Raw genomic sequence first — 12,482 nt, forward strand, 5'->3', positions numbered from 1 at the left:
GCTCATGCAAATTATTTCATCACTGGGTTCCCATACCGGGCTTTCCCCGATCAGGTCTTCTTCATCGACTGCCGGATCTCGTCCAATCTGTCGGCCGCGGCCTTCCTGTGCTCCTCGTACTTCTCATCGAGGCTCCGTCCCGCGGCACTCTCGTGGGCCAGCTCCTCCATGCCGGTCGCTGTACCGGCTCGCCGCTCGATCTTGTCGCGCACCGAGTCGAAGGTCGGTACCCCGCCCTCCGTGTACCCGGTCACCTCCTCGATCGTCGGCGCTCGTGTCCCGGTCGGTGTGATGTCGGGATCGGGCGATGGTTCCGGATCGATAGGTGGAACGTCGGGTATCGATGGACCGGGCGGTACATCGGGCACCGACGGCGTGTCGGGCCCCGCCGGTGTCACATCCGGTACCGGTTCCTCCGGACTGTCGGGATCCGGTACGCGCTCTGGGGACGATTCGTGCGTGCTCATCTCCTCAGGCTACGTCGCGCACCCGCCCGCCGCTGCCGCGTCAGCCGCGAAGTTCCGCTCCTACTGCGGCCGAGGCAGCAGCGACAGCGGAGTCGCGAGCCGCGCTCGCCTCATCCTCGGTGAGGGTGCGGTCGTACGCACGGAACCGCAGCGCGAAGGCGAGTGACTTTCGTCCGTCGCCCACTTGCGAACCTGTGAAGACATCGAACAACCGGATGTCCTCGAGCAATTCGCCGCCACCGCTACGCAGGGCCGCTTCCACTCGCGCAGCAGGCACCTCGTCGGCGACAACGACCGCGACGTCCTGCAGAACTGCGGGGAATGGCGACACGATGGGGGCAGGCAGCAACTCCACGATCGGCAGCGCATCGAGATTCAGCTCGAAGGCGCACGTCCGGGCGGGGAGCCCGGACCGTTCGACGACGGCCGGGTGAAGTTCACCGGCATGACCGACGACGACCCCGTCGACGAGCAGTTCCGCGCAACGGCCCGGGTGCCACGGCAGGTACTGCGCTGCCCGACGCTCGAGTTGCACGCCCGCAGCCCGGGCAACGGTCTCGGCTGCCGCAAACGCGTCGGCCGCGTCGGAGACCCGGCCGGGGCCCCAGGGGCCTGCGGGCTCCCGCAAACCGGACAGGACACCGCCGATATGCACGGGTTGCTCAGGCAGGGACCGTTCCAGGAGTGCGATCTCGTCGTCGGTGGGGCGCCGATCGACGGGAAGCGCCGCGACCGAGGTCGTCTCGGGGCCGGGGTGGACCACCTGCGCGATCGAGAACAGCGCGACGTCACGCTGTCCGCGCGACACGTTGCGCGAAAGTACTTCCAGCAGGCCCGGCAGCAGCGTTGTCGCCAACTCGGGTCGATCCGACTCGAGCGGGTTGAGGACCTTGGTGGTGGTGCGGCGCGGGTCTTCGGCGCCCAGCCCCCACGTGTCGAACACGCCCGCGGGCAGAAAGACCGGAGCGAGGACCTCGATGTATCCGTCGGAAGCGAGCGCACGTCCCACCGCGCGACGACGACGCTGGCTCGGGGTCAGTCCGCGTCCCGCGGGCGCGGCGGGAACGACAGACGGGATCTGTTCGAGTCCTTCGAGACGGAGGACCTCCTCGACGAGATCCGCGGGCTGGCGCAGATCGGGACGCCACGACGGAGGCGCGACGACCAACTGGCCCTTCCCATCGTCAGCGACACCGACCTCGACGGCACACCCGATCTGTGTGAGTCGACGTGCGGCGGTGCCGTTCGCGTAGCCGACACCGGCGGTGCGATCGGGAAGGTCGATGTCCATGCGGATCGAGACGCTCTCGGTCGGCACGGAGATGTCGGTCAGCGTCGGCTCGACACGACCGCCCGCGATCGAGGTGAGCAGCGACGCCGCACGATCGAGCGCCGCGAGCGCAACCTCGGGGTCGACGGTGCGCTCGAAGCGTTTGCCTGCCTCGCTGCTGAGCTTGTGCCGGCGGTTGCCACGAAAGACCGCAAGCGGATCCCAGGTCGCAGCCTCGAGGAGGATGTCGGTGGTGTCGTCCCCGACCTCGGTGGTGGCGCCGCCCATGATTCCGGCGAGGGAGATGACACCGCTGTCGTCGGTGATGACGACGTCCTCGGGATCGAGCACGCGTTCCACCCCGTCGAGCGTGGTGAGCTTCTCCCCCGCTACAGCGCGACGGATGACGATCTCGCCCTGCAAGGTCGCGGCGTCGAACGCGTGCAGGGGCTGGCCCAGTTCGAGCATCACGTAGTTGGTGACGTCTACGGCCGGTGAGATCGGGCGGACCCCAGCGGTGTGCAGGCGACGCTGCATCCACCACGGCGTGACCGCGGTGGGGTCGATACCGGTAACCTTCCGCGCCGCGAATCGCGTCGCTCCTGCTTCTGGTTCGAGCCGGATCGGGTAGCTCTGTCCGCCATCGGACGGCAGCGACGGGATCTGGGCCGGATCGATGAACTCGAGGTCGAAACCACACGCGAGTTCACGGGTGAGGCCGCGCAGGGAGAAACAGTAGCCGCGGTCGGGGGTGATGTTGAGCTCGATCACGGTGTCGCCGAGTCCGAGCAGGTCGTTCGCGTCGTCACCGGGCTCTCCGGATCCCGGCTCGAGGACGAGAATGCCGGAATGGTCCTTGCCGATGCCGAGTTCGGCGACCGAGCAGATCATGCCGTCGGACACGTGGCCGTACGTCTTGCGCGACGCAATGGCGAACCCGCCCGGGAGCACCGCGCCGGGCAACGCGGCGACGATGAGGTCGCCTACCGCGAAATTACGGGCACCGCACACGATGCCGCGGGGGACGTCTTCACCGACGTCGACCTGGCAGAACCGAATGGGCTTCTTGAAGCCCTCGAGTTCGGTGATCTCCACGACACGTCCGATGACGAGATGGGCGACGCGCCCCAGGGTCTCGATGTCCTCGACCTCGAGACCGACCCGGACGAAGCCTGCGTCGAGTTCCTCCGGGGTGACGTTCCACTCGGGGGTGGCGCGCTGCAGGATTTCCGCCAGCCAGGATTGCGCTACTCGCACTTGAGCTCAGCTTTCTCGTTCGATGTCGGTCACGGGTCAGGGCATCGGCGCCGGATCCCGTCGGTCAGGGGTCAGGGCGTCAGCCCTGCACCCCGAAGGGAAGGGTGAAGCGGATGTCGCCTTCGACGATGTCGCGCATGTCGGAGATACCGTTGCGGAACTGCAGGGTGCGTTCGAGGCCCATGCCGAACGCGAATCCGCCGTACACATCGGGGTCGATACCGCTCGCGCGGAGCACATTGGGGTTGACCATTCCGCAGCCACCCCACTCGACCCAGCCTGCGCCGCCCTTCTTGTTCGGGAACCACACGTCGACCTCGGCGGACGGTTCGGTGAACGGGAAGTAGTTCGGCCGCATCCGGGTAGTGGTCTCCGGACCGAACAGGGCACGGGCGAAGGCGTCGAGCGTGCCCTTGAGGTGCGCCATCGTCAGGCCCTTGTCGACCGCGAGTCCCTCGATCTGCGAGAACACCGGGGTGTGGGTGGCGTCGAGTTCGTCCGTGCGGAAGGTACGCCCGGGACACACCACGTATATCGGGATGTCCCGGCTGAGCATCGTGCGGACCTGCACCGGGGAGGTGTGCGTGCGCAACACCTGCCTCGAACCCTCGGGCGCGATGTGAAACGTGTCCTGCATCGTCCGGGCCGGGTGGTCGGGCAAGAAGTTCAGTGCGTCGAAGTTGTAGTGCTCGGTTTCGACTTCCGGTCCCTCGGCGATCTCCCAGCCCATCGCAACGAACACGTCGGAGACCTGTTCGGAGATGATGGTGATGGGATGTCGCGCGCCGAGCGCACGGCGGGTGGCGGGCAGGGTCACGTCGATCGACTCGGCGACGAGGACCGCGGCGTCGCGCTCCGCCTGCAGTTCTTCGCGACGCGAGTCGAAGGCGGCCTGCACTGCGGTGCGGTGGACGTTGACACGTTTCCCGGCGTCGGCGCGTTCGGGACCGGGCAGGGAGCCGAGCGCGCGCTTCGCCAATGAGATGGGCGCCTTGTCCCCCAGGTGCGCAATCTTCGCCTGGGCGAGTTCGTCGAGGTTACGGGCCGCGCTGAATCCTTCGAGGGCTGCTTTCTGTGCCGCCGCGAGGGCGTCCTCGGTCAGCGCTTGGGGATCGACTTCCGGCGGAGTGCCGCCCTCTTTCTTGGCCACGACCGGTGCAACTCCTTCTTGGGGCGAGCGGTTCTTCGTCGGTGGGTGAAGCCGGTGCAACGAGGCTGCACCGTAGAAATCCTAGGTTAAGCGCGTAGCCGACCGATGCTGCACCCTGGCACTTGCATACATGCAGATCGCAGCGGCGGTCGCGAGGTTGAGGGATTCGGCACGACCGCGGATCGGAATGCGCACCCGATGATCGGCGCGGGCGGCGACCTCGGGCGGCAGCCCGTGGGCTTCACTGCCGAAGAGCCAAGCCGTGGGACCTGCGAGCAGTTCGTCCGCTTCGTCGAGATCGACCTCACCGTCGGCCGCGGTCGCGAGGACTCGAACTCCCGCGGCGGTCACGGCGTCGAGCACGCGGCTGGTGTCGCGTTCTCTCACGAGCGGCAGATGGAAGACGCTGCCTGCCGAGGAACGCACGCATTTTCCGTTGTGCGGATCGACGCTGTCTCCCGCGAGGATCACCGCGTCGGCACCGACAGCGTCGGCGACGCGGATGAGGGTCCCTGCGTTGCCGGGCTCCCCCATCTCGACCGGGATCGCGAGTAGCCGTGCCCCGGAGTCGAGTGCCGAGCCGAGGGGCACGTCGAGGGTGTCGCACACCGCGACGAGTCCCGGCGGTGAGACGGTGTCGGACAGTCGCCCGGCGGCGCGGTCGGTCACGAGGCCCACGCGGATGCCGCGTTTCTGCGCGGTGGTGACGAGATCCCGGTAGCGCTCGGCGGCGTCTTCGGTCACGAATATGTCGTGCACCACCCCGGCGGCGAGGGCCGCGGTGACCGAGTTCTCACCTTCCGCGAGGAAGCGTCCGGTTTTACGCCGCTCAGCGGCGCGGAGCAGTTTGACAGCAGAAACGACCCGTGGGGTGCGCTCGGTGAGCGGGTCCACGGGCCGTTCCTGTGCTGGATTCTCGTTCAGCGTCGCGCTCAGGCAGCCGGAGCGTTGACGTCGGCGGGCAGCGCGGCCTTCGCGACAGCCACCAAGCCTGCGAATGCCTCGGTGTCGGAGACGGCAAGCTCAGCAAGGATCTTGCGGTCGACCTCGACACCGGCAGCCTTGAGGCCCTGGATGAACCGGTTGTAGGTGATGTCGTTCGCGCGGGCCGCAGCGTTGATGCGGGTGATCCACAGCTTGCGGAAGTCGCCCTTGCGCGCGCGACGGTCGCGGTAGGCGTAGGTCAGCGAGTGAAGCTGCTGTTCCTTGGCCTTGCGGTACAGACGCGAGCGCTGCCCGCGGTAGCCCTTGGAGGCCTCGAGAATCGAACGGCGCTTCTTCTGGGCGTTGACGGCCCTCTTCACGCGTGCCACTGATATGTCCTGTCAGGTTCGGGGGGCTGGTACTCGGCCCCCGGGGTGATCGGTCGGGAAGGCTCAGATGTCGAGCAGGCGCTTGATGCGCGGCGCGTCGGCGGGCGCGACGACGGCGGTCCCGTCGAGGCGACGCGTGACGCGCGAGGACTTGTGCTCGAGCAGGTGGCGGCGACCGGCCTTCTGGCGCAGGATCTTTCCGCTACCGGACACCTTGAAACGCTTTGCGGTGCCGCTGTGGGTCTTCGACTTGGGCATGGAGTCCTCAGTTCTTGTCGTGGATACATCGGTGCTCGCGCGCAGCACCGGATGTGCTGCCGGAGCGGCTAGCTGGTCTGTGCCTCTCCCGATTGATCCTGCTGCTCCTGCGCCGCAGGTGCGGCGGGTTCTGCAGGTACCGCGGGGGCAGGCCGGGAAGACTTGGCCGGAGCGGCATGCGCGGCTTCCTGAGCCTTGGCGCGGGTCTTCGCTCCCTTGTGCGGGGCCAGGACCATCGTCATGTTGCGGCCGTCCTGCTTCGCGGACGTCTCGATGAATCCCAGGTCGGCGACATCGGCGCCGAGACGCTGCAACAGACGGAATCCGAGTTCGGGACGCGACTGCTCACGACCGCGGAACATGATGGTCACTTTGACCTTCGAGCCGGCCTCGAGGAAGCGAACGACGTTCTTCTTCTTGGTCTCGTAGTCGTGGTCGTCGATCTTGGGACGGAGCTTCTGCTCCTTGATCACGGTCAGCTGCTGGTTCTTGCGCGATTCGCGCGCCTTCTGCGCGGCTTCGTACTTGAACTTGCCGTAGTCCATGATCTTGCAGACCGGCGGGCGGGCGTCGGGGGCCACCTCGACGAGGTCGAGGTCGGCTTCGATGGCCAGGCGGAGTGCATCTTCGACACGCACGATTCCGACCTGTTCACCACCCGGTCCGACGAGTCGGACCTCGGGAACACGGATGCGTTCGTTGATGCGGGTCTCAGCGCTGATGGGGCCTCCTAGGTAGAAATGCGGTGTGGTCTTCCTGACCGCACCGCAGCACGCGGGGCCCGGCGATTCCTCGACGAAAAAACCCCGCTGCAGTGCTGATACACCTGGCGGGGTCCGTACCGACCGGTCGACGCGCCGCGGCACCGCCGCGACCACGTTCCATACCCTTGAGGGCATGAACTCTCCGAGCGCCGAAACGTTCGAAGGACCGGACCACTGCGCCGCAAAAATCACACGGCCAGAGGTGGGAGTCGGACTCCACTTGCTGCCCGCGCGGGTACGCGCAGGCGGTCGTAGCGATCAGTCTAGCAAAATATGCACGTCGGCGCCGAATCGGGCGTCGATGGACGCACCCGGGACACGAGCACCGCTGCGCTGGTGGGATCCTCGAGGACATGACCGACACCCCCGACGTCCCCCACCACGATGATCAGCCCGCGGATATTCGCGACCTCGCCGACATTCCCGCGGTCGAGGTGATCAGCCGCGCTGCGGTGATGCTGATGAGTTCCGCCGCAGAAAAGCTGGGCCTCGCCGACGACGATCCCGACGCGAGCGACCGCTTGGACCTCGATGAGGCGCGCCGTGTGATCACAGCCCTCGCCGGGCTGGTCACTGCCTCGGTGGAGTACCTCGGCCCGCACGCCGGTCCGATCCGTGAGGGTCTGCAAGCACTTCAGAAGGCATTCCGCGAGGCTTCGTCGGTACCGGATGCACCCGGCCAGGGTCCCGGCGAGAAGTACACCGGCCCTGTCTACTGACCTTCAGCGCATGCTCGCCTCGCCCGTCAGCCTGCGACTGCCTTCTTTCGGGGCGCACGCTTGCGGGCGGGACGAGCAGACTTCTTCTCCTGAGCCGGGACGGATTCCGCGAGGGATTCCGCAACGAATCGGCCTGTATAGCTACGTTCGACCGCCGCGACATCCTCGGGTGTGCCTTCCGCAACGACCATGCCGCCGCCGGACCCTCCTTCCGGCCCCATGTCGATGATCCAGTCCGACGTCTTGATCACATCGAGATTGTGTTCGATGACGATGACCGTGTTGCCCTTGTCGACGAGGCCGTTGATGACGCCGAGCAACTTCCGGATGTCGTCGAAGTGCAGACCGGTAGTCGGCTCATCGAGGATGTAGGCGGTTCGTCCGTTGGAACGTTTCTGCAGTTCGGCAGCGAGCTTGACACGCTGAGCCTCACCACCGGACAACGTCGTCGCCGGCTGACCCAGTCGGACATAACCGAGACCCACCTCGACGAGGGTCGCAAGGTAGCGGTGGATCGAGGTGACCGGTTCGAAGAACTCGGCGGCCTCCTCGATCGACATGTCGAGCACCTCAGCGATCGTCTTGCCCTTGTAATGCACCTCGAGTGTTTCCCGGTTGTACCGGGCGCCGTGGCATACTTCGCACGGCACGTACACATCGGGGAGGAAGTTCATCTCGATCTTGAGGGTGCCGTCACCCGAGCACGCTTCGCAGCGACCGCCCTTGACATTGAACGAGAAACGTCCGGGCTGATACCCGCGCACCTTCGCCTCGGTGGTCGCAGCGAAGAGGGTGCGGATCTTGTCGAACACTCCGGTGTAGGTCGCGGGGTTCGACCGGGGTGTCCGGCCGATCGGTGATTGGTCGACCTGCACGAGCTTGTCGAGCTGATCGAGACCGTTGATGCGGGTATGCCGCCCGGGCACCTGCCGCGCACGGTTGAGCTTGTTGGCCATCACCGTCGCGAGGATCTCGTTGACGAGCGTCGACTTGCCAGAGCCCGACACGCCGGTCACGCAGGTGAGTACCCCCAGCGGGAATGCGACGTCGATCTCACGGAGATTGTTCTCCCGGGCACCGATCACGGTGACCTGACGTTTCGGATCCACGGGTCGGCGCACGAGTGGAACGGGAATCGATTCGCGACCCGACAGGAACGCGCCGGTGATGGATTCGGAGTTGTCGAGAAGCCCCTTGTAGGTGCCGCTGTGGACGACATGCCCGCCATGCTCGCCGGCGCGCGGTCCGATATCGACCACCCAGTCCGACGCGCGGATGGTGTCCTCGTCGTGTTCCACGACGATCAGAGTGTTTCCGAGATCGCGCAGCCGGGTGAGGGTATCGATCAATCGGCGATTGTCGCGCTGATGTAGACCGATGGACGGCTCGTCCAGTACGTAGAGGACACCGACGAGACCTGAGCCGATCTGGGTAGCGAGCCGGATACGTTGAGCTTCGCCACCGGACAGGGTGGCGGCCGCCCGAGCGAGAGTGAGGTAATCGAGACCCACGTCGAGCAGGAAGCCGAGCCGTGCCTGCACTTCCTTGAGGACCTGGCCGGCGATCGCCGCCTCCCGGGGCCCGAGGGTGAGGTTGTTCAGGAAGTCGGCGCACTCGGCAATCGACAGATCGCATACCTCGGCGATCGACTTGGCGCCGAGGTTGTCCGCGGTGATCGTGACCGCCAGGATCTCGGGTCGTAGCCGGGTGCCGCTACACGTCGGGCACGGAATGTCGCGCATGTAGCCGTCGTAGCGTTCCTTCATCTGTTCCGACTCGGTCTGCTCCATGCGGCGATGCAGGAACGGCATCACGCCTTCGAATTCGGCGTAGTAGGAGCGGACTCGGCCGTAACGGTTCTTGTAGCGGACGTGCACCTGCTCGGTACTGCCCTCGAGCACCGCCTTACGAACCTTTGCGGGCAGCTTCTTCCACGGTGTGTCGATGTCGAAGCCCATGACGTCGGCCAGCCCGGTCAGCAGACGGGTGAAGTATTCGGAACTCTGCCCCATCGACCACGGTGCGATCGCGCCGTCGGCGAGGCTGCGGTCCGGGTCGGGTACCACCAGGTCGGTATCGACCTCCTTACGTACGCCGAGGCCGGCGCAGTCGGGGCACGCACCGTACGGGGAGTTGAAGGAGAACGAGCGCGGCTCGAGGTCGTCGATCGCGAGGGGATGCGCGTTCGGGCAGGCCAGGGATTCGGAGAATCGACGTTCGCGATCGGGGGCGCCCTCGTCGCGGTCGACGAAGTCGAGGACGACGATGCCTTCCGCGAGGCGCAGCGCGGTCTCGACGGAATCGGTGAGACGCTGCTTGGCGGAGGGCTTCACCGCGAGGCGGTCGACGACAACCTCGATGTCGTGTTTCTCCTGCTTCTTGAGCTTGGGCGGCTCGGAGAGCGGATACACCACCCCGTCCACCCGGACGCGGGAGTAGCCCTGCACGGTGAGGTGCTCGAACAGGTCGACGAACTCGCCTTTTCTGGTCCGTACCACGGGCGCGAGGATCTGGAAGCGCAGACCGGCTTCCATCTCGAGCACCTGGTCGACGATCTGCTGCGGCGACTGGCGGGCGATCTTCTCGCCGCACACGGGGCAATGCGGAGTACCGGCACGCGCATACAGCAGCCGGAGGTAGTCGTAGACCTCGGTGATGGTGCCGACGGTGGAACGGGGGTTCCGGTTGGTCGATTTCTGGTCGATCGATACCGCAGGCGAAAGTCCCTCGATGAAGTCGACATCCGGCTTGTCCATCTGGCCGAGGAACTGCCGCGCATACGCGGACAGCGACTCGACATAGCGGCGCTGACCCTCCGCGAAAATCGTGTCGAACGCAAGGCTCGACTTGCCGGACCCGGAGAGGCCGGTGAACACGATAAGACTGTCGCGCGGCAAATCCAGGTCGACACCGCGCAGGTTGTGTTCGCGCGCCCCTCGTACGATCAGGCGATCCGCCACGCCAGTTCCTTCCTTGTCGACAAGGCCGCATTCGGGCCCTTGCCCATCGTAGGCGCGTGCACCGACACGTTCCGGTCTGCGGCCACTCGACCTCGGACGATGCGGCGCAGAGGTAACGTGCGGCACATGACGCAGCAGCCTCTCATCATCGATGACCACTACACCGGCGAGGTCTCCCCGGGCGGCCCCGCGCAGCGACGCAGCATCCCCGGTGCGACTATCGTCAAGCTCTCGGTCGGTCAGATGGACAACAACACCTACCTCATCACCGACACCCGAACCGGCAAATCTCTGTTCATCGATGCAGCCAACGAACCGGACCTGCTCGTGCCCTATCTTGCCGAGCATGCGCCGAATCTCGAACTGATCCTCACCACGCATCAGCACTGGGACCATTGGCAAGGCCTCGAGCAGGTCGCTGCCGCCACGAAGGCACCGACCGCAGCGCACCCTCTCGACGCCGAACCGCTGCCGGTGACCCCGGATCGTCTCCTCGAAGAGGGCGACACCATCCGGATCGGCGAACTCGGCCTCGAGGTGCTTCACTTGTCCGGGCACACCCCCGGTTCGATCGCACTCGTACTCGAGGAGGCCGGTACCGGACGCCATCACGTCTTCACCGGCGACTGCCTCTTCCCCGGCGGGATCGGAAAGACCGCCGATACAGAGAAGTTCACTTCACTGCTCGACGACGTCGAGGCGAAGCTCTTCGGACGGTTCGGTGACGACACGGTGATCTACCCGGGCCACGGCAAGGACACCACGCTCGGAGCCGAGCGTCCGCATCTGCAACAGTGGCGTGAGCGCGGCTGGTGACATCGCAGGTGCGGGGCCCAGGACCATCAACCATCACCCCGCCGGACATCCTGACTCGACCCTTCTGCCCGAGCTCCGATCCTGCAGGAGCACAACCACATACGCACATCGGTGCGAGCACTCCGCCTCGGCGCGTTCACGGAAGCGGAACGCGTGTCTCCCGCCTGTCCATCCGGGTCACTTCGTCGATTCGAGGATGATCGGCGGGGGATACCGACCGGAGGCCACGATCGGAACTGTCAGGGGCGACGAGTGGCCGCGCCGACAATTATTCGGTATATTATGGGATTCCGTCCGGTCCGAATTCGATCGCAGCACATCCTCAGCCAGATCTCGCATACTTCCGATCCGATCCGGGTACACGTGGCAGGGTCTGAAACAAAGCGACGCGGAGAAAGAGGCTGCACATGATCGTCCGAAGGATTGCTCGCCCGATGCTCGCATCCATCTTCATCGCAGGGGGAGTCGACGCCCTGCGCAATCCCACTCCCAAGGCCACCGCGGCCCAGACAGGGCTGGACCAGATGCTCGGCGTCGCACCCGATTCGGTCACCGACCGGCTACCCAGCAATCCGGAGACCCTGGTGCAGATCAATGCCGCGGTCCAGGTCGGGGCGGGCGCGCTTCTCGCCATCGGCAAGTGGCCGCGGATCTCCGCCCTGGCCTTGGCAGGCACCGTTGTCCCGACCACCATCGCCGGCCACGACTTCTGGAATTACGACGACCCTGCCGCACGCGCCCAGCACCGCACACAGTTCCTCAAGAACGTGGGCCTCCTCGGTGGACTGCTTCTCGCATCCGTCGATACCGAAGGCAAGCCGTCACTCGGCTGGCGAGGCAGGCGCGCCGCGCGTCATGCCCAGGAAGCCGTGGTGGCCGCCTTGCCCGGATCGACGTCGGATCATGCGACCGGCGACGCCCTGCACACTGTTTCCGAACGAGTGAAATCGCTCACCGATGACGCGAGCCAGCAGGGAAGCGCCCTCTTCGAGAAGGCCAAGGAACGTGCACCCGAACTCGCCGAGGTAGCGCGCGAGCGCGGAACGGAAATCCTGGGAGTTGCCCGTGAGCGAGGTCCCGAGCTCGCCTCGGTCGCGCGTGAACGCGGCGCCGAGCTCCTCGATGCAGCCAAGGAGCACACCCCGGAGCTCACGGACGCCGCAAAGGATCGCAGCAGCGAATTGCTCGAACGTGCACGAAACCGCGCCCCCGAGTACGCCGAGGTCGCGCGACGGCGCGGCTCGAAATTGTGGGAGACAACCCGCGATCGAGGGACCGAACTGGCGCATCTCGCCGAGGAACGAACCTCGGAACTGAACGCGAAGGCACTCGAGAACGCGCACCGGGCACAAGCACGCGCGGAGAAGACGCGGACGAAGGCAGAGAAAGCGCGAGCGAAGGCGGAGAAGGCGCTTCAGAAGAAACTCGGATAGCGACCGGAGCCGGGGCGGACACACCGAGATTTCTGCACACGGGCCCCCGCCGAACTAGACTCCTTGGACACTTTC

11 protein-coding genes are annotated in these 12,482 nt (G+C 66.0%); 3 read left to right on the plus strand and 8 right to left on the minus strand.

Translation table 11 applies throughout. The features are described 5' to 3' along the window. Positions 1–50 precede the first annotated feature (50 nt). The 7 genes from ACTDXD_RS25055 to infC form a co-directional block, all read right to left on the minus strand. Positions 51–467 carry a PspA/IM30 family protein gene (locus ACTDXD_RS25055; RefSeq protein ID WP_440124859.1) on the minus strand — a complete coding sequence of 139 codons (417 nt, stop codon included), beginning with the start codon at positions 465–467 and terminating at the stop codon, positions 51–53. Between the two features lie 40 nt (positions 468–507). After that, entirely contained in the window at positions 508–2,994 is a 2,487-nt protein-coding gene (gene pheT / locus ACTDXD_RS25060; RefSeq protein ID WP_440124860.1) for a phenylalanine--tRNA ligase subunit beta, read from the minus strand. A 79-nt stretch (positions 2,995–3,073) separates the two neighbouring features. Continuing rightward, positions 3,074–4,144, minus strand: a complete 1,071-nt coding sequence (pheS, locus tag ACTDXD_RS25065) for a phenylalanine--tRNA ligase subunit alpha (RefSeq protein ID WP_440124861.1) — start codon at positions 4,142–4,144, stop codon at positions 3,074–3,076. An 81-nt stretch (positions 4,145–4,225) separates the two neighbouring features. Continuing rightward, entirely contained in the window at positions 4,226–5,038 is an 813-nt protein-coding gene (locus tag ACTDXD_RS25070) for a TrmH family RNA methyltransferase (protein WP_440124862.1), read from the minus strand. Between the two features lie 38 nt (positions 5,039–5,076). Further along, positions 5,077–5,457: a 50S ribosomal protein L20 gene (gene rplT / locus ACTDXD_RS25075; RefSeq protein ID WP_440124863.1), complete on the minus strand. Its 381-nt coding sequence runs from the start codon at positions 5,455–5,457 to the stop codon at positions 5,077–5,079. A 63-nt stretch (positions 5,458–5,520) separates the two neighbouring features. After that, positions 5,521–5,715: a 50S ribosomal protein L35 gene (gene rpmI, locus ACTDXD_RS25080; RefSeq protein WP_054807968.1), complete on the minus strand. Its 195-nt coding sequence runs from the start codon at positions 5,713–5,715 to the stop codon at positions 5,521–5,523. 68 nt (positions 5,716–5,783) lie between these two features. Beyond that, positions 5,784–6,614, minus strand: coding sequence for a translation initiation factor IF-3 (infC, locus tag ACTDXD_RS25085; protein ID WP_440124864.1), 831 nt, complete (start codon positions 6,612–6,614; stop codon positions 5,784–5,786). A gap of 218 nt (positions 6,615–6,832) precedes the next feature. On the opposite strand from infC, the gene ACTDXD_RS25090 reads away from it, so the two are divergent. Beyond that, positions 6,833–7,198, plus strand: a complete 366-nt coding sequence (locus ACTDXD_RS25090) for a DUF1844 domain-containing protein (RefSeq protein ID WP_440124865.1) — start codon at positions 6,833–6,835, stop codon at positions 7,196–7,198. Between the two features lie 26 nt (positions 7,199–7,224). Here the strand turns inward: ACTDXD_RS25090 and uvrA are convergent, their stop codons facing one another. Beyond that, the gene (uvrA, locus tag ACTDXD_RS25095) at positions 7,225–10,158 is read right to left on the minus strand and encodes an excinuclease ABC subunit UvrA (protein WP_440124866.1); all 2,934 of its coding nucleotides are present in this window, start codon (positions 10,156–10,158) and stop codon (positions 7,225–7,227) included. A 126-nt stretch (positions 10,159–10,284) separates the two neighbouring features. Between uvrA and ACTDXD_RS25100 the strand changes: the two genes are divergently transcribed. Beyond that, a complete protein-coding gene (locus ACTDXD_RS25100; RefSeq protein ID WP_440124867.1) occupies positions 10,285–10,974 on the plus strand; it encodes an MBL fold metallo-hydrolase in 690 nt (229 codons plus the stop codon). 407 nt (positions 10,975–11,381) lie between these two features. Beyond that, positions 11,382–12,407 carry a DoxX family membrane protein gene (locus tag ACTDXD_RS25105; protein WP_440124868.1) on the plus strand — a complete coding sequence of 342 codons (1,026 nt, stop codon included), beginning with the start codon at positions 11,382–11,384 and terminating at the stop codon, positions 12,405–12,407. The last annotated feature ends 75 nt before the right edge of the window (positions 12,408–12,482 follow it).

This window comes from Rhodococcus sp. SJ-3 (assembly GCF_051918125.1).
Classification (GTDB): Bacteria; Actinomycetota; Actinomycetes; order Mycobacteriales; family Mycobacteriaceae; genus Rhodococcus.

Bases quoted from the DNA above. Each gene is read 5' to 3' on its own strand.
- ACTDXD_RS25055 (WP_440124859.1), bottom strand. From the start codon at position 467: ATGAGCACGCACGAATCGTCCCCAGAGCGCGTACCGGATCCCGACAGT.
- rpmI (WP_054807968.1), bottom strand. From the start codon at position 5,715: ATGCCCAAGTCGAAGACCCACAGCGGCACCGCAAAGCGTTTCAAGGTG.
- infC (WP_440124864.1), bottom strand. From the start codon at position 6,614: ATGCCCTCAAGGGTATGGAACGTGGTCGCGGCGGTGCCGCGGCGCGTC.
- ACTDXD_RS25090 (WP_440124865.1), top strand. From the start codon at position 6,833: ATGACCGACACCCCCGACGTCCCCCACCACGATGATCAGCCCGCGGAT.
- ACTDXD_RS25100 (WP_440124867.1), top strand. From the start codon at position 10,285: ATGACGCAGCAGCCTCTCATCATCGATGACCACTACACCGGCGAGGTC.
- ACTDXD_RS25105 (WP_440124868.1), top strand. From the start codon at position 11,382: ATGATCGTCCGAAGGATTGCTCGCCCGATGCTCGCATCCATCTTCATC.